The sequence below is a fragment of the Paraburkholderia sp. BR10954 genome, assembly GCF_040965775.1.
Classification (GTDB): Bacteria; Pseudomonadota; Gammaproteobacteria; order Burkholderiales; family Burkholderiaceae; genus Paraburkholderia; species Paraburkholderia youngii.
This window is the reverse complement of the sequence record NZ_JBFRCK010000009.1, coordinates 158,028-178,377: the sequence shown is the minus strand read 5'-3', so window position 1 is coordinate 178,377 and position 20,350 is coordinate 158,028. Positions and strand designations below refer to the sequence as shown.

Below are 20,350 nucleotides of genomic sequence, written 5' to 3'. Positions count from 1 at the left end.
TGCCAAAGCATGCGACGCGCCGCTGGATGACAGCGTCATGACGATCGATCGAATGCCGCCGCTTGCCGCGTCCGGTTACAAATTCATCCGCGTCACCTTGGTGCCAGCCACCGACACGTCGGCCATCAAGCCCGTATTGGTCAAGACCATCGCCACGACCTCGGCGGTCGCCGACGAGGTATCGATCGCGCCGTTAGCCCCGACTTTCAGCAGCGAAACCGACGCATCGGCGCCCGCCGACCAGCCCTTCGAGTTGCGGAATTTGTCGAGCGAAGCCTGCGTCATGAACAGGAAGAACACGGCGGTCGACTGCGCGCCGGCCTGCAATCCGAACGAAGCCGCGGCGGTACTGTAGTAGCCGACCGTCGCTCCCCCGACGCGCAATGCGCCTTCACCGTACTCGCCACCGACGATGAACGCCGCCTTCTTCACCGAAGGAAACACCAGCACGCCCTGCGCCTTCGATACGAGCTCGTGCGAGCCTTGCACCGTATCGAACAATTTCGACAGCGCACCGTTTACGGCCGCGTCGATCTCCTGCCGTTTGGCGGCGTCGGTAGTGGCGCTTTCGCCACTGCCTCCGGTCGTCGTGCAACCCGCCAAAGCCAGACTCGCGGCCATGGATGTCAGCGCGAGCGTGTGCACAAAGTTCCGTCTGTTCACTTTCGACTCCGTTCTGGTTACGATCCGAGTCGCCAGTCGTGATGTCTGGAAGCCTCGATCTTTTTTTCTCTGCCGTGAAGCGGCATAGCCGCCCAAGGAACCATCAATGCCACCGCCGCGCGTCGATCTTCCGAGCGCATGTAGCGAGCATTGGAAGCGTCGCTCTTAAGTAACCGGAGCGACGACTACAACGCTTGCAGATACATGATGTCACGCTGAAACCGCTGCGGAATCGGACCTTGGTCGTACAGGTAACGCAATGCGGATGCTGGGCGAAACGCGAAGCCAGAGGACATCGATCATCCGCCGAGCGCGATGATCGCCATCGTGAGCAGCACGCCGACCGCCGCCATCGCAAGGCCGGCTTGCCAGCCGCGAAATCCCGCGTATTGGCCCAGCGCCATGCCGCTGCCGAATAACATCGCAATGGTCAATACACGGGAGACGACAGCGCGGTCGGGACGTGCGCGAACAGCACGAAGGGCAACGCGACCGGGAACGTCGAGGCAACGACGAGCACGAAGATAGCCGCGGCGGCGACGAAATCGTCGCGCACGAATATGGCTCGCTGCGGCAGATCCGGCCGCGCGGCAACACGCCTGCGGATCGACTCCAGCTCCGTATCGCCGATCAACGGCTTGAGCCATGACGCCATCGCATCGCGAAGCGCCCGAACGCCCGCGGCTGCATCCGGCTCACTTCGCACGGAATGCGCAACCGTCATACGTCTGCCGCGAGACACCAGCGTACGCACGAGGTACATCACCGCGTCCGCGAGACCCCAGGCAAGATTGCAGCCGAGCGCGGTGTAGAACATCTTGTGCCCCGCGTCCGCACCCGCGCCGACGGCCGAGACGGTACCGACGAACGTCAGCGCCATGAAGAGGCCGAAACATAACTCGCACACTCGATCGACGACATCGAGGACCGGCTCCCTATCGCCGACGTTTTCCCGCTCCGTGTGACCGGTGGCATCCATGAGGCCTCCCGTGGCGATGGCGTCGAACTATCCCGCGCGCCTTGCCGGCATATGGACGAGGTACCGCGAGGACAGTCGGATCGGGCTCGCGCGAGCAGACGCCCAGAGCATACAGCGCGCCCTGTACCGACGATATTGGACCAAGGTCGTATGGCCCTGCTTCGCGCCGCGCTCTACCTTGGGAATGGATCATTGCGCAGTACCCTGGAACAGTCCGCGCTGGGGAGAAGAGTATGGCCAAAACGAAGTCGGAAAACGGGCAGCCCGAGAAAGACAGGTCGCTGTCGTACAAGGAGTATCGCAAGGCGCTGTTCGATCTGCATGTCGAGCTCGTCAAGCTGCAGGAATGGGTCGTGCAAACGGGAGCGAAGATCTGCATCGTCTTCGAGGGTCGTGACGGCGCGGGCAAAGGCGGCACGATCAAGGCGATGACCGAGCGCGTCAGTCCGCGCGTGTTCCGCGTGGTCGCGCTTCCGGCGCCGAGCGAACGGGAAAAAAGCCAGATGTATATGCAGCGCTACGTGCCGCACTTGCCGGCCGCGGGCGAGGTCGTCATCTTCGACCGTAGCTGGTACAACCGCGCGGGCGTGGAGCGCGTGATGGGCTTTTGCTCCGAAGATGACGTGCAGGACTTCTTCAAGGCGGTGCCGCTCGTCGAGCGGGCGATCGTTCATTCCGGGGTCATCCTGCTCAAATACTGGCTGGAGGTCAGCCCCGACGAACAGACCCGCCGGCTCGAAGCACGCATCAACGACGGCCGCAAGCTCTGGAAGCTGACCGACATGGACCTGAAATCCTATAGCCGATGGTATGACTACTCGCGCGCCCGCGATGAGATGCTCGCGGCGTCGGACACCGACTTCGCCTCGTGGTACCTGGCGAACTCCAACGACAAGCGGCGCGCGCGGCTGAACATCATCAGCGACATGCTTCAGAGGATTCCGTATAAGCAGCCGGCCCGCAAGAAAGTCTCGCTGCCGAAACGGCAAAAGCCCGACGGCTATAAGGAACCAGACTATCCGTTTAAATATGTGGCTGAGCGGTATTAATGAGGCAGGTGTAGTTCGCCTCGCCTCGCTAGAACGACTCGTTGAACGGCCGCAGGTCGATTTCCTGCGACCACGCGCTGCGTCCCTGCTGATGCAGGTGCCAGTATGCTTCGGCGATGTCGTCGGGATTCAGCAGGCCGTCCGGGCCGCGTTCGGCCACGTATTGCGGCGCGGACGTGCGCAGACGTTCGCCGTCGATGCCGCCATCCACCACCACGTGCGCTACATGAATATTGCGCGGCCCGAACTCGCGCGCGAGGCTCTGCGTGAGCGAGCGCAAGCCGGCTTTGGCCGCGGCGAATGCGGCAAACGGCGGCCGCCCGCGCAGCGACGCGGTGGCGCCCGTGAACAGCAGCGAGCCTCGTCCTGCTGCCAGTAACGCCGGCAACGACGCTCGAGCGAACAGAAAACCACCAAGGGTGATCACACGCCATGCCGCCTCGAACTGCTCGGCGCTCAATTCGAGCGTCGGTCCACGCGTTGCGCCGGCAGCGTTGAAAATCGCGACTTCGAGCGTGCCGTGGTCGGCGAGCTGGCGCGCAATCGCGGCGAGTTCGCTCTCGCTCGTCACGTCGCCGGGCAACGCATCGGCTTGCCCTCCGGCACGCCGGATTTCGTCGACGATCGTATCGAGCCGATCGCGCGAACGGCCCGTCACCGCGACGCGCAAACCCTCGCGAGCAAAACGACGCGCGAGCGCGGCCCCTAGCCCGGCGCTCGCGCCCACTCCGGCAATCCACGCGACACGCGCGTTCGCCGCGTTTCCGACAGCTTCAGTCATCGCACTCTCCTTTGGGTCGTAGCCGTGGCACGACAGGCTTCACGGCACCAAGTACATGCTTGCATGGTGTCATCAGCTTAGGCGACTTTCGTCGGATCGGCTGGCGAATCGAATCGTCGGAGTTGTCGAGCTGCCGCTGACTTTCAAACGTAGGGCAGCGCTGCCTCGCAAGCGGCTTCAACGAGGCTGCGGCGATAAGCGAAGGACGCGAGCGGGTAGTCGAAGAAGAAGCGGCCCGTGTCGCGCTTCTGCACGTAAAACGCTTCGGCCTCGCATTGCGGCGTCGCAATTCGCAGCGTGCGCGCCCACGCGAACGCCAGCAGCATCCAGCCAAGCATCGCGAGATAGTCGTCCGCGACGCGGTAGGCCGTCTCCGGGTCTTGCGCATGGCGTGCCTTGATCACCCGCGTCGTGTTCCCGACTATCTCCGCGAGTTGTTCGAGCTTCGCACCCGCAGAACGAACCAGCGGATCGGATTCCTGGCACAACCGCGCTTCGGCGCGCACGTGACGAAGCAGCATATCGAGGGCTCCAGCCCCGTCCGGCAGCACCTTCCGAACCAGCAGATCGATCGCCTGAATCTCGTTGGTGCCTTCGTACAACATCGACACGCGGCTATCGCGCAACGTCTGTTCGATGCCGTACTCGTGGATGTAGCCGTAACCGCCGAACACCTGCATTGCCTTCGATGCGGCGTCGAATCCATTGGCCGTAAAAAACGCCTTCGCAACCGGCGTGAGCAACGATGCGAGCTGCGCCGCCCGGTCTCGCTCGTCGGCATCGGCATGATGCGCGGCGATGTCGAGCCAATGCGCGGTCCAGTAACCGATCGCGCGCTCGCCTTCGACGATCGCCCGCAGCTCCATCAGAATCCGTCGCATGGCCGGATGAAACGCGATCGGCGCAGCCTGCCCCGCCGCGACGGTCGCACCGGGCGGCACGCTGACCGCGCGCATCTGCGCGCGTTCCTGCGCGTAAGCATGCGCGCGTTGCCACGCGGTATGCGCATGCCCGAGGCCTTGCATCGCAACCTGCAGGCGCGCCGCATTCATCATCACGAACAGGCAGGCTAGGCCGCGATGCGGCTCCCCGACGAGCCAACCGGATGCGCGTTCGAAGCGCATCGTGCAGGTCGGGCTGCCCTTCAGGCCCATTTTCTTTTCGATGCCTTCGCAATGGACACCATTGCGCGAGCGCCCACCATCGGCGTCTTCGAGCCATTCCGGCACGACGAACAGGGACAACCCTTTCGTACCGGATGGCGCATCGGGCAAACGGGCGAGCACCAGATGAACGATGTTCTCCGTCAGGTCGTGCGCGCCGCCGCTGATGAAGATCTTGCTGCCGTCGATGAAATACCCGTCGGTGCCCGGTGCTTCTGTCGCACGCGAACGGATCAGGCCGACGTCGCTGCCGGCCTGGGGCTCGGTCAGGCACATCGTCGATAGCCACTCGCCACTCGCGACTTTCGGCAGCAACTCTGTTTTCACGCGCTCGCTGCCATGCGTCTGCAAGCAGGCAGTCGCGCCGTGCGTGAGCCCAGGGGACATCAACCACGCATGATTGGCGCCCGCGAGCATTTCCTGCAGTGCGACGTCGAGAAGCTGCGGCAGGCCCTGTCCGCCGTGCTCGGCGTCGAGCGACAGCGTCGGCCAACCCGCTTCGACGAACTCCGCGTAGGACTCGCGAAAGCCCGCGGGCGTCGTCACCTTGCCTGCGTCGAAACGACATCCTTCGAGATCCGCGCTCGCGTTCAGCGGCGCGATGCGCTCCTCGACGAAACGCGCCGCTTGCTCCAGCACCTGCTGCGCCGTCTGCGAGTCGAGGTCCTGCCAGTCGGGCACGTCGCGCCACCACGACGCGGCGTCGAGCCACTCGTCGATCGCGAAGCGCATGTCGCGCAGCGGCGCCTTATAAGTCAACGTCATTTCTTCGTGTCCCCGGACTAGCTGCCTTTGCGCGCATGGATCACCGTCGCGTCGGCTGCGTCGGCTTCGTGCATGGCTTCCACGAGCGCGGCGCGGTGCTGGAGCACGGCGCGCTGATTGATCGAGCCTTTGTCGGTGATCTCGCCGAGGTCGAGCGACGGTGGCACGCTCAGCAGGTGCATGCGGGCAATGAACGACGCACTGCCCGTCGCACTCCGATTCAGCCGCGCGACGAGTTCGCTGAAGAAATCGCGCACGGGGGCCGTGTTGAGCACCTCCTCCGTGCTCGCATCCGCGGGCGAACCCGCCAATGCGCGACACGCGTCGAGGCGCGGAAAAATCATCACGCCGACTTCGTCACGGTTGATCCCCGTAATGACCGCATCCTGAACGTAGGGCGCCCCTTCGCTGATGATGCGCGCGCGCATCGGCCCAACGCTGACGAAGGTTCCCGACGCCAGCTTGAAGTCTTCCGCAATGCGGCCATCGAACATCAGGCCCAGTTCCGGACGTTGCGGGTCGACGAAACGCACGGCGTCGCCGGTGCGGTAGTAGCCTTCGTCGTCGAACACGCTGCTCTGAAGCGCCGGCGATGCGCGCCAGTAACCGCCCATCACGTGAGGGCCACGAAAGCGTGCTTCGAATTTGCCATCGACGGGCGCGATCTTGGCCTGGCACCCCGGCGGCGGCAAGCCGATATAGCCGGCGCACGATACGGGTCCGGTCGTGAACAGACACGACGGGGCGGTTTCGGTCATGCCGAGGCCGGCCATGATGCGGATGCGTTCTCCGCAATGTTCGAGCGTCACGCGTTCGAGACGCTCCCACGCCGCCTGCGACAGACCGGCGCCCGCGAAGAAATACATCTTCACGCGCGAGAAAAACCGCTCGCGCAGCACCGCATCCTTTTCCAGCGCGATGGTCAGTTCTTCCCAGCCCTTCGGCACGTTGAAGTAGATGGTCGGCGCGACCTCTCGCAGATTGCGCAGCGTCTCGTCGAATTTGCCGGCGATGGGTTTGCCGTCGTCGATATAGAGCGTGCCACCGTTGTACAGCACGATGCCGACGTTGTGGCTGCCGCCGAACGTGTGATTCCACGGCAGCCAGTCGACGAGGACCGGCGGCTCGATGCCGAACTGCGGAAAGGTTTCGAGCAGCATCTGCTGGTTTGCGCCCAGCATGCGATGCGTGGTCGGCACGGCTTTCGGCAGGTTCGTCGAGCCGGACGTGAACAGGAACTTCGCAATCGTGTCGCCATTCACGCGCGCGTTGGCCGCGTCGACGTTGCGCGGGACGGTGTCGAGCAATGCGTTAAAGCGCGTCACCCTGGACGCGTTCGGCGCGGGCGCCGCGCTGACACGTTCAACTTCGCCATCCAGCGCGGCATCGAGCGCCGTTGTATATGCACCGATATCGTCCGCGTAGACCAGACCCGGTTTGAGCAGTTCGAGGACATGGCGCAGCTTTCCGTAATCGCCCGACATCAACGAATAGGCCGGCGACACCGGTGCATAAGCGATACCGGCCCACATCGCGCCGAGTGCGAGCTGCATATGTTCGACGCTATTGCCCGACAGGATCACCAACGGGCGCTCGGCGCTGAGATCGCGATCGAGCAGCGCCTGCCCGATCGCACGCGCGCGCTCGAGCATTTGCGCATATGTGATGCCTTGCCACGCGCCATTGGCATCGCGTCGCGCGACGAGCAGCCGGTCGGGATGCGCGCGTGCGCCGCTCAGCAAGCGGTCGGTAAAGCGCTCCGGAAACGGGCCCAGAGGTTCAAGTGACTCGAGGTACCAGCAGTCGCCGCGTTTCTCGATCCGCGAGGAAGGCGCTCCGATGGCGACGCTCCGGTATCCGGTCGCCAGAGAGCTTGCGTGGCTGTGCTCCGATTCCAAAACCTGTCTCCTATGTCGACCAGAGTTAGCGCTTTAGCGCTTACTCTGGTCCCATGCGATCTATCGCGGTCGACCAGAATTAGCGCTTTAGCGCTTACTCTGGTCCCATGTTGGTTGTATCGCTTTTCCTACCCGTAGGGCATTGCGGCCGGAAGCCGACGTCTAGATCGGATAATGACGCGGGCTCGTCTGCACCGTGATCCAGCGCAACTCGGTGAACTCGGGAATCGACGCCTTGCTGCCGAAGCGCCCATAACCGCTCGCCTTCACGCCGCCGAACGGCATCTGCGCCTCATCGTGCACGGTCGGGCCGTTGATGTGGCAGATGCCCGACTCGATGCGTTTCGCGACGTTCATCGCACGCGCAATATCGCGGCTGAACACGGCCGCCGACAAGCCGTACTCGCTATCGTTGGCGACCGTCAGCGCCTCTTCGTCGCCGTCCACGCGCTGTACCGTCACCACCGGGCCGAACGATTCGTCAGCATATAGCTTCATCTCGCGGGTAACGTTCTCGACAATCACCGGCTGCATGATCGCGCCGTTCACCTCGCAACCGAGCGGCAGATTCGCACCCTTTTCGCGGGCATCTTCGACGAGCGCGCGAATGCGCCGCGCGGCGGCTTCGCTCTCTAGCGTGCCGAGAATCGAGCCCGGCTGCGTCGGATCGCCTGCCTTCAGCGTGCGCGCTTTCGCGACGAGCTTCTCGACGAACGCATCGGCAACCTTGCGATCGACGATCACGCGTTCCGTCGACATGCAGATCTGGCCTTGATTGAAGAACGCGCCGAAGGCGATACCTTCGACCGCGGCGTCGAGGTCCGCGTCGTCGAGCACGAGCACCGGCGCCTTGCCGCCCAGTTCGAGCAGCGCGGGTTTCAGATGGCGCGCCGAAAGCTCGGCGACGATGCGGCCGACCCGCGTCGATCCGGTGAAATTCACGCGCTTCACGGCGGGATTCGCGACCAGACGCTCGACGATCGCGGGCGCATCTTCCGGCGCATGCGTGAGCACGTTGACGACGCCTTCGCCGAGACCCGCGTCGTTCAACACTTCGCCGATCAGCGCATGCACGCCGGGACACCCTTCCGACGCCTTCAGCACGACCGTGTTGCCGCACGCGAGCGGCATCGCGAGCGCACGCGTCGCGAGAATCACGGGCGCGTTCCACGGCGCCATGCCGAGCACGACGCCGCACGGCTGACGCACGGCCATCGCGAGGCTGCCCGGCACGTCCGAAGGAATCACCGCGCCGTCGATCTGTGTCGTCATCGCCGCGGCTTCGCGCAGCATGTTGGCCGCGAGCATCACGTTAAAGCCGTACCAGTTCGCCATCGCCCCGGTTTCGGCCGCGCCGATCGCGATGAACTCGGCCGTGCGCGCGTCCATGCGGTCGGCGGCGGCGAGCAGGCGTTTGCGCCGTTCCGTCGGCGTGAGCGCCGCCCATGCCGGGAACGCGCGCGCCGCGGCGGCGACGGCCGCATCGGCGTCCTCGACGGTGGCCGCCGCGGCGCGGGTGGCCACCGCGCCCGTCGCGGGATTGATGCGCTCGAAAGTCTTGCCGTTCGACGCGGCACGTTTCGCGCCGCCAATCAACAGGTTCGTTTGATGCATGTGTTCGTCTCCTCAGTCGTGGCGGTGAAGTGCGCCGCTTAGCGCTTGTAGGTCTGCAAGCCCGGCTTGATGCTCTTGTCGTCGAGGAACTGCTTCAGGCCCTGTTCGCGGCCGCCTTCCGGATCGCGGTAGTTCGCCTGGTCGAGCTTCGCGTACAGGTAGTCCTCGTTCTGCTCCCACGTGAGTTCGCGCGAACGCTTGAAGCCATGCTTCGCGTTGCGCAGCACGACCGGGTTCTTGTTCAGCAGTTTCGCCGCGAGAGCGATCGTTTCGTCGCGCAATTGCGCGAGCGGCACGCTCTTGTTCACGAGACCCATCTTCGCGGCTTGCGGACCCGTGAAGGTGTCGCCCGTCATGATGTAGTACAGCGCTTCACGATGCCCGACAGTATCGGCCATCGCCTTGCTCACGAGGTTGCCCGGCGGAATGCCCCAGTTGATTTCGGACAGGCCGAACACGGCTTCGTCCGCTGCGATCGCCAGATCGCAGGCGACGAGCGGCGAGAAGCCGCCGCCGAAGCACCAGCCGTTGACCATCGCGATGGTCGGCTTCGAGTACATGCGCAGCAATTGCCATTGCCAGCGGCTCGCGTCGCGGCGAATCCGCTCCTGCAGCACGTCCGGACCCGCGTCCACTTCGCGGAAATATTCCTTCAGGTCCATGCCGGCCGTCCACGCGCTGCCTTCGCCGGTCAGCACGAGAACCTGGGCTTCGGCGTCGAGTTCGAGCGTCTCGAGAACGTCGATCATTTCCTTGTTCAGCGTCGGGCTCATCGCGTTGCGCTTCTCCGGACGGTTGAACGTGACCCAGGCGATTCCGCCTTCCACCGCGACCTTGACCGTTTTCCAGCGTCCTTCGTAACTCATCTGCATCTCCGTATCAATGCCGCCCTCGCGGCCTGAGCTCAATTTAATATCAGGCGACCTGATAAGTAAAGTACAATGTAGAGGTCTTGGTACAAACCCCTAACCGCCTATGCCGACGATCAAGAGAAAGCCGTCAGGGTTCGAAACCACGCCAGGCGCCACGGTGCGGCGCAACGTGCGCGATCGAAGGCATGCTGCCGCCCCGGTGCGTCTGACCTACCTGGCCGGGCAGCTCGACAAGTTTCTCACGCGGCAGCTTTCCGAAGCGCTCGCGTCGCACGGTCTGACGTTGCCGCAATACACGGCGCTGTCGGTGCTGCGGGCGCGCGCGCGTTCGTCGAACGCGCAGCTCGCGCAGCGCTCGTTGATCACGCCGCAAGCGGCCAGCGCGGTCGTCAAATCGATGGAAGCGAACGGATGGGTCACGCGCGTGGCCGATCCGTTCAACCGTCGCGTCGGGCTGCTGTCGCTGACGCGGGCCGGCGAAACATTGCTGGATCAGTGCGACGGTGCCGCCGACAGGGTCGAGCAATCGATGCTTGGCGAAATCGATGAACACGGTTCACAGATGCTGAAAGACCTGCTGTCGACGTGCGTGCGCAATCTTCGCGCAGCCTGACGCATCAGCCTTAATTACACATAGGAGACGCCATTGAACATCGATCAACTGAAGGCCATCGACACCCACGTGCATGCCGAGGTGTCGTGCTGTCAACCGCCAGACCTGTTTGCCAAAGAATTCGACGAAGCCGCCGACAAGTACTTCGGCACCGTGCTCAAACAAGGGCGCCGCCCGACCATTCCCGAAACGATCGAGCACTATCGGGAGCGCAAGATCGGCTTCGTGATGTTTACCGTCGACTGCGAAGCGAACGTCGGGCGCCGTCGCATTTCGAACGAAGAGGTCGCGCAGTTCGCGCAGAACAACGCCGACATCATGATCGCGTTCGCCAGCATCGATCCGCACAAAGGCAAGTTCGGCGCGCGCGAAGCACGGCGGCTCATCGACGAGCACGGCGTGCGCGGCTTCAAGTTTCACCCTACGATGCAGGGCTTTTTCGCCAACGACCGCATGGCGTACCCGCTATATGAAGTGATCGCCGAGTACGGGCTGCCGGCGGTCTTTCACAGCGGACATTCGGGCATGGGCTCGGGCATGCATGGCGGCGGCGGCCTGCGCCTCAAGTATTCGGAGCCGATCTATCTCGACGATGTGGCCGTCGACTTTCCAGACATGAAGATCGTGATCGCGCATCCGTCCTGGCCGTGGCAGGAGCAGGCGCTGTCGATCGCGCTGCATAAGCCGAACATGTATATCGATCTGTCGGGCTGGTCGCCGAAGTACTTTTCGCCCGAGCTGGTCAAGTATGCGAATACGCTGTTGCGCAACAAGGTGCTGTTCGCGTCCGACTTCCCGCTGATCCGGCCGGACCGCTGGCTGGAGGACTTCGACACGCTCGACATCAAGCCCGAAGTGAAGCCGCTCGTTCTGAAAGAGAATGCCGTCAGCTTGCTGGGTTTGCGGGCCGACGCAAGACGAATCGCGAATGACGCATGAAAAATGGCCCGGCGCGAAAGCGCCGGGCCATCTCGGTCCATCAACGAATGCTTAGCGTTTCGCGGCGTTGGAGCGAATGACGAGCAATGCCGTAATCGCCGCGATGATGGTCACCGGCACGCTCGCGCCGATAACGAGGGCCGAGCTTTTTCCCATCGACAGCAATTGCCCTGCGGCGGCGGGGCCGACGATCGAACCGACGCGTCCCACCGCCACCGCGGCGCCGACGCCCGTACCCCGCACGCTGGTCGGATAGCTCGCGGCGGACAGCGCATACAGCATAGACTGCGCGCCGACGACGCCCATGCCGGCGAACAGCACGGCAACGGATAACGTCTCGATGCTGGCGACCTGCGAAAGCGCGACCAACGCACCGACGATGCACGCGTAGATTGCCGTGACCGACAGGCCTTGTCTGAAGCGATCCATCAGCAGACCGATGCCGAGCACGCCAATCACGCTGCCGACGTTGAAAAAGATCTGTGCAATCCCGGCCTGCGAACGACTCATGCCGCGCCCGACGGTCAACGAAGGCAACCAGTTCAGCAGGAAATAAAGAACGATCAGCGTACAGAAGAAACTGATCCAGATACCGATCGTCGCCGCGGCGCGCCCCTCGCCGAACAGGACTGCGCGCGTCGAAAGCAGCGGTTTGTCCGCTTCAGTTGATTCCCGCGACTCGGCGGCGAATTCGCGTGACTCAGGCAGCAACGCGATCAGCAGCGGAATGATGAGCAGCGGTCCGACTCCGCCTACGTAGAAGATATGACGCCACGCAGTAGCACCCGCGCTCAGCACGGCGATCAATGCGGCAAGCGCGCCGCCGACCGGCATACCGCAATACATGACACTGACCGCCGTGTTGCGGTGACGCGGATCGACCGCCTCGGAAGACAACGCGATCAGGTTCGGCATCGCGCCGCCGAGCCCGATGCCCGTCAGCAGGCGAGCAATCAGCAGACTTTCGAAGCTCCAGACCTGCGCGGTCGCAATCGAGAAGATGCCGAATACCGCCATTGAGATCATTAGGACGCGCTTGCGGCCGATCCGGTCGGCAAGTCTGCCGCCGATCATCGCGCCCGGCAAAAGCCCCAACATGCCGGCGCTGAAAGCGAGCCCCAACTGGCCGACCGACAAGCCGAACTCGTGCGCCATCCGAGGCGCCGCAACGCCGGTGGACTGCAGGTCGATACCCTCCAGCACCGCGACGAGAAAGCACAATGCCAACGTTAGTGCAGTACTGGAGCCCACGGCACTCGACCGATTAGCAACACTTGACATGACGTCTCCTTGACCTTTGATTGAATTACCAGTGGCCAGCTACGCTTCGTCGTTCGACGAAGCGGCCATGGGAAGGAGAAGATTTCTGACAATGATCTTTGCGTCACTTATCAGAACTCTTCCCACAGCACCCCCGGAATTAGTGATGAGTCTAGTCTCAGGACACCTGATATTGAAAGTAGAATATGATATGCCTGGTAGAAACACCTAAGCTAACCTGATAATGACCAAGACAATGGAGAAGCGGCGAACGCCCCTTGCCAAACAGGCCGGTTCAACGAAAACCGGTGCGCCACCTGCCCGCGTTTCCTATGTGGTCGGCCAACTGGACCGCCTGCTCAAACGCAGTTTGATCGATGTGCTGGGTGAATTCGGGCTGACCTTGCCTCAATTCACCGCGCTCTCCGTAATCAGCGCCAGCGGCGCGATGACCAACGCTAAACTCGCCGAACGCTCGTTCATCACGCCGCAGTCGGCCAACGAAGTTGTCAAAACGATGGAGGCCAACGGTTGGGTCGGACGCGCTGGACATCCTACGCACGGCCGGCTGATCCATCTGTTTCTGACCGACGAAGGGCGCCGGGTACTGAAGGAATGCGATTCGGCGATCGACACGCTCGAAGCGTCCATGCTGGACGGAGTAACGGAAATCCCGGTCGATACGCTGCGCAAGGTGCTGCAGCGATGTGTGTCGAATCTGCGTGGTTGAGTGGACCTTTCCAATGACAAAAGAGCAGTCGCGCTCGAATCGAGCGCGACTCTTTTTCTTTCGCCTGAGGGCTGAATTGCGTTCAGCTCGGTGAAATCCCTGGTCGGCATTTAGCCGCGTATTACCCCGCCCACTGCGTCGATCGCTATATTGCTTGTCAACGGCCGCTTTGCGCACACCGCGATAGCGCGTCCGCCTCGCCTTTCCCAACCCGATTCGAGAGGACACGAAGCATGTCAAAGCGCATTCTTATCATCGCCGGTGATTTCGTCGAAGACTATGAGCTGATGGTGCCGTTTCAGGCACTGGGGGCAGTCGGTCATCAGGTGGACGTGGTTGCGCCCGACAAGCGCGCCGGCGACGCGATTCGCACCGCGATCCACGACTTCGAAGGCGATCAGACCTACACCGAAAAGCGCGGACATAACTTCACGCTGAACACCGACTTCGCATCGGTGGACCCCGCGAAATATGACGCGCTGCTCGTGCCCGGCGGCCGCGCCCCCGAGTATCTGCGGCTCAACGACAAGGTGATTGGGTGGGTGCGCCAATTCGCCGAAGCGAAGAAACCGATTGCCGCGGTCTGCCACGGCGCGCAACTGCTTGCAGCGGCGGGCGTGATCGAAGGCCGGCGCATCTCTGCGTATCCGGCCTGCGCGCCCGAGGTGAAGCTGGCGGGCGCGGAGTACGTGGCGCTCGACTGGCCCGACGCGATCACCGACGAGAACTTCGTCACCGCACCCGCCTGGACCTCGCACGTGAACTGGATCGCGCAATTCCTTGCGCTGCTCGGCACGCGCATCGCGCATTGAAGGAGCGCCAGGACCGAAGCGCGGCATCGCGGGCGAGCAACCGTGTTACGCTCGATCACGACGGCATGAGCGACCGCACCGCGCGCTTCGCGTCCTGCGACGTCAACACTTGCGAGAAGGGCTGACCGAATGTGCAACGTCTATGTCAACGCTGATCCGATCCTCTACGAGTCGCGTACGCGCGCGCTGCGCATTCACGGCGTCGTGACCACGGTGAGGCTCGAAAATCTCTTCTGGGACGTGCTTCAGGAAATCGCCAACCGCGAGGACGTGACGACGACCCAGTTCGTCGTGAAGCTTCACGACGAACTGATCGCGTTGCGCGGCGAAGAGCCGTTGAATTTCGCGTCGTTTCTGCGCGTGTGCTGTTTGCGCTATCTGTCGACGAGCGCTGCCCGCAACGAGGCCGCTGGCGACGTGCAGCTCAACGCCCCGTTTCAACCCAGAGTCGTGAAGACGGCTGTGTGACGGATTCGTCGCCTGGCGGGCCGCGGCGTCGCCTCGGCCCGGTATCGCGAGTGCGGTCTCGCGCCGTATTTGTTCTGTTTTTGTTCCGTTGCGTCAGTCAACCGACGCATCGCATGCGCAATCAAGAGAAGACGCAGCGGCCGGCCGTTCCAGCACAGCAAGCCGTTGCAGTGTCACGAGACCGAGCAGTGCGAGTCCAAGTCCCAGCGTGAAGTCAGCGTGAATCCCCGCGCGGTCGACAATAGTGCCTCCCACTGCCGAACCCGCCGCAATCGCGACCTGGATGATGCTGACGAACATCGCCGAGCCCGCTTCGGGCAGGTCTGTCGTGCTGCGCTGAATCCATACGCTGAAGCACAGCGGCAGCGCTCCGAACGCGATTCCCCACAGCAGCATCCCCGCAGTCTCGCCGGTCGGCGAATGCTCGAGCAGCAACATCGACGACATCGCGCCCAATAGCAGCAGAACCATCGCGGCGACGGATTTCTTCAGATGGTCCGAAATCACCATCGACGCCAATGCATTCGAGAAGAAGCCGATCAGACCGAATCCGAACAGCAACAGGGTGATGGCGCTCAACGAGAAGTCGTGTTCGAGCAACGGAGCAATGTACGTGTAGGTCGAGAAATGCGCGCCGAAGACGAGCGCGACCATCGCCATGCTCAGCCTCGTATGAGGCCGGCGAAGCAGTGTTTTGAAATCGGCGATCCGCAATGCCGATGCCGACGGCAACGAAGGCACGAGGAACGCCTGCGCCAGCAAGGCGAGCGACACGAGGCCCGCGGTCGCGGCGAACGCGTGGCGCCACGATGCAAACGACGCGATGAACGTCCCGAGCGGCACGCCGATCACCGTTGCGCAGGTCACGCCGGTCAGAATGGTCGCGGTTGCTTTGGCGGCATCCTTTGCTTGCACGAGTCGAGGAGCCGCCGCCGTCGCCAGAGTCCAGAAGCCACCCAGCGCGCCGCCGAGCAAAGCCCGTCCTACAAGCATGATCGCGAGGTTCGGTGCGATCGCGCACACGACGTTCGCGATCAACAGTACCGCGGTGAGGAGCAGGAAGACGTACCGGCGGTCCATGCGGCCCGCGCTGACTATTAGCGTCGGCGCCAATATTGCGGCCATTACGCCGGGCGTGGTGACCATCAGACCAGCGACACCAGTCGACACGCCGAGGTCGTGTGCGATCTGTGGCAACAGCCCGACGGGCAAAAACTCGGCCGTGACGAACGCGAACGCGCTTACCGCAACAGCGATGACGGATAGCCATTGACCTGCGGAGGTTGAATTCCCTTCCAGGGACGCTGAAGTCGTAGGTGTATCGATGTGCATGATGACCCTGATGCCAGATTGAAGCCTGACACTTTAGGCGGGGTCTCACGTTGGAAAAAGAGTCGTCCGATGAAAAGACTAGAAGGTGTGGCTGAACAATGCGCGGGCGACGATATTCCGCTAACGGCCGAAACGACCGCGTAGCCTCTTTCATATGCGCCGGCATGAAAGCGTTCGTCATCAGCGGCGTGATGCGTTTCGTTGACAGTCTTCCACGATGTTAGAAAATCTCGTAAGTGGCGCCGAAGTGCTTGCATCGGGCTGCCAACGCGGTATTGCATTGTTCGCGGCGGCTCGAGGACTTCATTTTTGCCGTGTCCAATAGGGCTCCGTGATAGTTATACCGACTGGCCTGATCAGTACCTGGGAGACGGATGGCGATTGATTTGAAAGTGGGAGCCCACCGCAGTTGCACGCTCCAAACGCGGCACGAATATCGCGGCAGCACGTCCAGCGACGAAGTGCGCACCGGCCGCCAGCTCATTGCTTCAGCAAGTCCATGGGAGCTCACGCGCGACGCGAGCCAACTAGCCCCGCACTTCCAATCTTCCCCTAATGACATCAACCAGGAGGCGGCCTCCTTTCGGCTTTCTCCGGCCGAAAAGACCGAGTGCATGCAACGATGGGAAGACGATCACAATTTGTGTTGGGCTATCGGGAAGCCAATGGGCGGATACGGAACAGTCCAGGCGTGCATGGACCATGCGCGCTACAACTACAACATTTGCATGGGATTCACTCAAGCAATATGAACACTCCACGCTCACCCCAGCCACCAAAATCAATCGTTGTCGGCTTCGTTCCTGAGGACATGGAACTGACCATTCAGATGGTTGATGAGGCGGCTCTCCAGCCACTTTTGACCGGGACGGTCTTCCCCATTCTGTTGTCAGACTTTGGCGACAAGATTGACGACGAAATCGCTCGCCGTTTCGGTGTCGCCATCCTCAACTGCCTGGCTCGATACAAACCCGAATTAGTGCCGCTCATGTCGTCGGTCACGCAAGAGCCGCAGAAACGACCGGAATAACGCATCTAAACGGCAAGTCTGCGCTCTGAAGGTACCTTAAAGCTCACTTGGCACCCCCCGTCAGCGTAACAATTCCGTTTTGCTCGATATGGACCTGATCAACAAATTCAATGCACGTATTTCGGGAAAGAAAACCGCCCCAATATGCCGATTGCATCCGTAACCGCCTAATTGGGCGCGGAATTGCTTGTCGAGTTCGATACGGTGAATGTCGTTGCAGATGAAAGCAGACGCTGCCTTTCGCTAAGCGAATAAAACAGAGAAGTAAAAACCGCGCGACGCGCCAGTTAATAATTGCCGTGCCGGTCTTCCGCCTGGAATTAGAAAAATTCGGAAAATCCCCTTCCGAAATCGTCTCGTCTTGCAATCTGCGCTCAGTAACATATGCTCTCTTTCAGAGCGCTTTCCGGGTTCTTTTCCCGGGACCACGGTGCAAGCCGGGCGCCCACAGGCGCGAGGCGGCCGACACACGCAAACAACGCCGTCCCAGCGCGCCCGACGTTTCTCCGCCCACCCCCGGTCGAGGCGTGGGCGGCAACCATCCTGAAAGCCGACATGTCACGCACAAACGAAATCAGACTGCCGCGCCTTTCCGGTGAGAAGAATCGCATCGAGGAGTAACCAGCAGTTTGCGCATACGGGCGACATGCGCGACCTAGTTGGGTTTCCCGAGTTTCTGTCACCGAGCTTTTGTAACGTGCGCCGCTCACAACTGGGTGAGCGGCGTAACCGGCAATGATGCCGACCGCACGGATGAATGTCGCGCTCACGCGGCTCGAGTCGAACCACCGCAGGCGAGCGTCAATGTACAAGGAGTCTTGGCGATGAAAGCTCCTCAGCGTCCTCAGCGCATCGAGTTGATGGCGCCGCTCTCGGGCGTGCTGGTTCCTCTCGACAGCGTGCCCGATCCGGTCTTCGCCCAGAAGATGGTCGGCGATGGCGTATCGATCGATCCGACCTCGGATGAACTGCTATCGCCGCTTGCCGGCAAGGTCACGCAACTCCACAGCTCGTGCCACGCCACAACGATCACCGGCGACAACGGTCTGCAAGTGCTGCTGCACATCGGGCTCGACACCGTGTTGCTGCGCGGCGAGGGCTTCATGCCGTTGGTCAAGGAAGGCGACGCCGTCGCGGCGGGCACGCCGCTGATCCGCTTCGACCCGATCGTGGTCGGCGCAAAAGCAACCAGCCTGCTCACGCAAATGGTCATCGCCAACGGCGATCTCGTCACGCGCTACGTTCCCGCGAAAGGGCTCGTCGTCGCCGGCACCGACGTCGCGCTGTACGTCGAACTAGTCGGCAGCGTGGAGAACAAAGATACGGCCAGCGTCACCGGCGCGGTCCTCTCCGGCGAGATCACGCTGCCGAATCCGGCGGGCCTGCATGCGCGGCCCGCCGCGGTCGTCGCGGTCGAGGCGAAGAAATTCAAGTCCGAGATCCGCTTGCTGCGCGGCGACGCCAGCGGAAATGCCAAGTCCGTCGTCGCGCTCATGGGGCTCGCAACGAAGTTCGGCGACAAGCTGCGCGTCGAGGCCCGCGGTCCCGACGCGGCGGAGGCGGCCAGCACTGTCGCGCGACTGCTTGCCGAGGGATCGGGCGAAAAGCCCGGCGATGCGCCCGCACCCGCGGCGGCCGCGTCAAGCGCGCCGGCTGCGGCAGTGCCGGCACCGAGCGAGGCGGCTCCCGCCGACGCCAACGAATTCATCGGCGTCTCCGCTTCGCCGGGGCTTTCGGTCGGCAAGATCGTGCAGTTCCGCCAGCAAGTGATCGAGGTGAACGAAGCGGGCGAGTCGCCGCAACGCGAACGGGCGCAACTCGAAGCGGCGCAGCATCAGGCGCGTCAGCAGATCGAGGGGCTCAAGGCGACGCTCGCCGATCCGTCGAAAGCGCAGATTCTCGACGCGCATCTCGAACTGCTGGACGATCCCGACCTGAACGACGCCGCCATCAGCAGCATCAGCGAGGGAAAGGGCGCGGGGTTCGCGTGGCGCGATGCGTTCCAGAACCAGGCAAGCATGCTCGAAAAGCTCGACAATCCGCTGCTGCGCGAACGCGCCGGCGATATCCGCGACGTCGGCCGCCGTGTGCTCGCGCTGCTCGCCGGCGTGAAGCAGGCGCAGATCGACGTGCCGGAAGAGTCGATCCTGATCGCTGAGGAACTGTCGCCGTCCGACACCACGTCGCTCGATCGCAGCAAGGTGCTCGGCTTTTGCACGACGACCGGCGGCGCGACGAGCCACGTCGCGATCCTCGCGCGCTCGCTCGGCATTCCGGCGATCTGCGGTATCGACGCGCGCGCGCTGCAACTCGCCGACGGCACGCCCGTCGTGCTCGACGGTTCGCGCGGCAGCTTGCGGCGCAATCCGAGCGCCGAGGAACTGGAAAAGGCGCGCGAACGCATCAGGCGCCAGGCCGCCAAACGCGAAGACGAAAAGCTCGCGGCAAGCAGAATCGCAATGACCGCCGACGGCCACCGCGTCGAAGTCGTCGCGAACATCCGCAATGCGCAGGAAGCGCGCGACGCGGTCGCTGGCGGTGCGGAAGGCGTCGGACTGTTGCGTTCCGAGTTCCTGTTCGACGCGCGCGACACCGCGCCAAGCGAAGACGAACAGGCCACCGAATATTGCGCCGTCGCGGAAGCGCTCGGCCGCGAGCGCACGCTCGTGGTCCGCACCCTCGATGTCGGCGGCGACAAACCGCTGTCGTATATGCCGCTGCCGAAGGAAGACAACCCGTTTCTCGGCCTGCGCGGTGTGCGCGTGAGCCTCGAGCGTCCCGACATCTTTCGCACGCAACTGCGCGCGATCCTGCGCGCGGCGCCGCTTGGCAACCTGCACGTGATGTTCCCGATGATCACGACGGTCGAGGAAGTGCGGGCGGCGCGCAAGATCCTGCTAGAAGAAGCCGGCGATCGCGCGGCAAGCGTGAAAGTGGGCGTCATGATCGAAGTCCCGGCGGCCGCGCTGATCGCCGAGCCGCTCGCCCGCGAAGTCGACTTCTTTTCGATCGGCACGAACGACCTCACGCAATACACGCTCGCGATGGACCGGGGCCATCCGCAACTCGCGAAGCAGGCCGACGCGCTGCACCCGGCGGTGTTGCGTCTGATCGGCATGACGGTCGACGGCGCGCATCAGCATGGCAAATGGGTCGGCATTTGCGGCGGCATCGCGTCGGATGCGATGGCAGTGCCAGTGCTCGTCGGCCTTGGCATCGACGAGCTTTCGGTGAGTATTCCGGCAGTCGGTTCGATCAAGGCCCAGCTTGCACGCATCACGACCGACGAAGCAAAGAAGCTCGCCGCCGAGGTGCTGCGTCTGGGCACCGCCGCGGAAGTCCGCGCGCATCTGTCGCGCTTTGCCGACTGAGCGGATCAACA

General features: G+C 62.9%; 17 protein-coding genes and 1 pseudogene. 9 read left to right on the top strand and 9 right to left on the bottom strand.

Annotated features, from left to right (window positions below; genetic code table 11):
• Positions 1-75: 75 nt before the first annotated feature.
• Complete coding sequence (locus tag AB4Y34_RS15940; protein WP_176120518.1) at positions 76-621, bottom strand: YSC84-related protein; 546 nt, start codon at positions 619-621, stop codon at positions 76-78.
• Positions 622-962: 341 nt separating this feature from the next.
• A pseudogene (locus AB4Y34_RS15935) lies at positions 963-1,642 on the bottom strand (hypothetical protein).
• Positions 1,643-1,875: 233 nt separating this feature from the next.
• On the opposite strand from AB4Y34_RS15935, the gene ppk2 reads away from it, so the two are divergent.
• A complete protein-coding gene (gene ppk2 / locus AB4Y34_RS15930) occupies positions 1,876-2,691 on the top strand; it encodes a polyphosphate kinase 2 (RefSeq protein WP_176379748.1) in 816 nt (271 codons plus the stop codon).
• Between the two features lie 28 nt (positions 2,692-2,719).
• On the opposite strand, the gene AB4Y34_RS15925 is transcribed toward ppk2, so the two are convergent.
• The 5 genes from AB4Y34_RS15925 to AB4Y34_RS15905 form a co-directional block, all read right to left on the bottom strand.
• On the bottom strand, positions 2,720-3,472 hold the full coding sequence (locus AB4Y34_RS15925) for an SDR family NAD(P)-dependent oxidoreductase (RefSeq protein WP_176107417.1): 753 nt from the start codon (positions 3,470-3,472) through the stop codon (positions 2,720-2,722).
• 143 nt (positions 3,473-3,615) lie between these two features.
• Positions 3,616-5,400, bottom strand: a complete 1,785-nt coding sequence (locus tag AB4Y34_RS15920; protein WP_368716569.1) for an acyl-CoA dehydrogenase family protein — start codon at positions 5,398-5,400, stop codon at positions 3,616-3,618.
• Positions 5,401-5,417: 17 nt separating this feature from the next.
• Positions 5,418-7,298 carry a feruloyl-CoA synthase gene (locus tag AB4Y34_RS15915; protein WP_368716568.1) on the bottom strand — a complete coding sequence of 627 codons (1,881 nt, stop codon included), beginning with the start codon at positions 7,296-7,298 and terminating at the stop codon, positions 5,418-5,420.
• Positions 7,299-7,460: 162 nt separating this feature from the next.
• Positions 7,461-8,912: an aldehyde dehydrogenase gene (locus AB4Y34_RS15910; RefSeq protein WP_176107414.1), complete on the bottom strand. Its 1,452-nt coding sequence runs from the start codon at positions 8,910-8,912 to the stop codon at positions 7,461-7,463.
• Positions 8,913-8,950: 38 nt separating this feature from the next.
• Positions 8,951-9,778 (bottom strand): p-hydroxycinnamoyl CoA hydratase/lyase, encoded by an 828-nt coding sequence (locus AB4Y34_RS15905; RefSeq protein WP_176107413.1) that lies wholly within the window; start codon positions 9,776-9,778, stop codon positions 8,951-8,953.
• A gap of 175 nt (positions 9,779-9,953) precedes the next feature.
• Here AB4Y34_RS15905 and AB4Y34_RS15900 point away from each other — a divergent pair, with 175 nt between their 5' ends.
• A complete protein-coding gene (locus tag AB4Y34_RS15900) occupies positions 9,954-10,397 on the top strand; it encodes a MarR family winged helix-turn-helix transcriptional regulator (RefSeq protein ID WP_368716567.1) in 444 nt (147 codons plus the stop codon).
• Between the two features lie 33 nt (positions 10,398-10,430).
• Positions 10,431-11,336, top strand: coding sequence for an amidohydrolase family protein (locus AB4Y34_RS15895; RefSeq protein WP_368716566.1), 906 nt, complete (start codon positions 10,431-10,433; stop codon positions 11,334-11,336).
• Between the two features lie 51 nt (positions 11,337-11,387).
• Here AB4Y34_RS15895 and mhpT read toward each other — a convergent pair whose 3' ends face one another.
• Complete coding sequence (gene mhpT, locus AB4Y34_RS15890) at positions 11,388-12,617, bottom strand: 3-(3-hydroxy-phenyl)propionate transporter MhpT (RefSeq protein WP_176120509.1); 1,230 nt, start codon at positions 12,615-12,617, stop codon at positions 11,388-11,390.
• 223 nt (positions 12,618-12,840) lie between these two features.
• Between mhpT and AB4Y34_RS15885 the strand changes: the two genes are divergently transcribed.
• From AB4Y34_RS15885 to AB4Y34_RS15875, 3 genes are all read left to right on the top strand, one after another.
• Positions 12,841-13,326 (top strand): MarR family winged helix-turn-helix transcriptional regulator, encoded by a 486-nt coding sequence (locus AB4Y34_RS15885; RefSeq protein WP_176107409.1) that lies wholly within the window; start codon positions 12,841-12,843, stop codon positions 13,324-13,326.
• A gap of 233 nt (positions 13,327-13,559) precedes the next feature.
• Positions 13,560-14,138, top strand: a complete 579-nt coding sequence (locus tag AB4Y34_RS15880; protein WP_368716565.1) for a DJ-1/PfpI family protein — start codon at positions 13,560-13,562, stop codon at positions 14,136-14,138.
• A gap of 129 nt (positions 14,139-14,267) precedes the next feature.
• Positions 14,268-14,606 (top strand): ribbon-helix-helix domain-containing protein, encoded by a 339-nt coding sequence (locus AB4Y34_RS15875; RefSeq protein WP_176368476.1) that lies wholly within the window; start codon positions 14,268-14,270, stop codon positions 14,604-14,606.
• A 93-nt stretch (positions 14,607-14,699) separates the two neighbouring features.
• Here the strand turns inward: AB4Y34_RS15875 and AB4Y34_RS15870 are convergent, their stop codons facing one another.
• Positions 14,700-15,938, bottom strand: a complete 1,239-nt coding sequence (locus AB4Y34_RS15870) for an MFS transporter (protein ID WP_368716564.1) — start codon at positions 15,936-15,938, stop codon at positions 14,700-14,702.
• Between the two features lie 374 nt (positions 15,939-16,312).
• Between AB4Y34_RS15870 and AB4Y34_RS15865 the strand changes: the two genes are divergently transcribed.
• From AB4Y34_RS15865 to ptsP, 3 genes are all read left to right on the top strand, one after another.
• Positions 16,313-16,690 (top strand): hypothetical protein, encoded by a 378-nt coding sequence (locus AB4Y34_RS15865; protein ID WP_368716563.1) that lies wholly within the window; start codon positions 16,313-16,315, stop codon positions 16,688-16,690.
• 59 nt (positions 16,691-16,749) lie between these two features.
• Positions 16,750-16,968 carry a hypothetical protein gene (locus tag AB4Y34_RS15860; protein ID WP_246391999.1) on the top strand — a complete coding sequence of 73 codons (219 nt, stop codon included), beginning with the start codon at positions 16,750-16,752 and terminating at the stop codon, positions 16,966-16,968.
• A gap of 824 nt (positions 16,969-17,792) precedes the next feature.
• Entirely contained in the window at positions 17,793-20,339 is a 2,547-nt protein-coding gene (ptsP, locus tag AB4Y34_RS15855; RefSeq protein ID WP_368716562.1) for a phosphoenolpyruvate--protein phosphotransferase, read from the top strand.
• Positions 20,340-20,350: the final 11 nt, after the last annotated feature.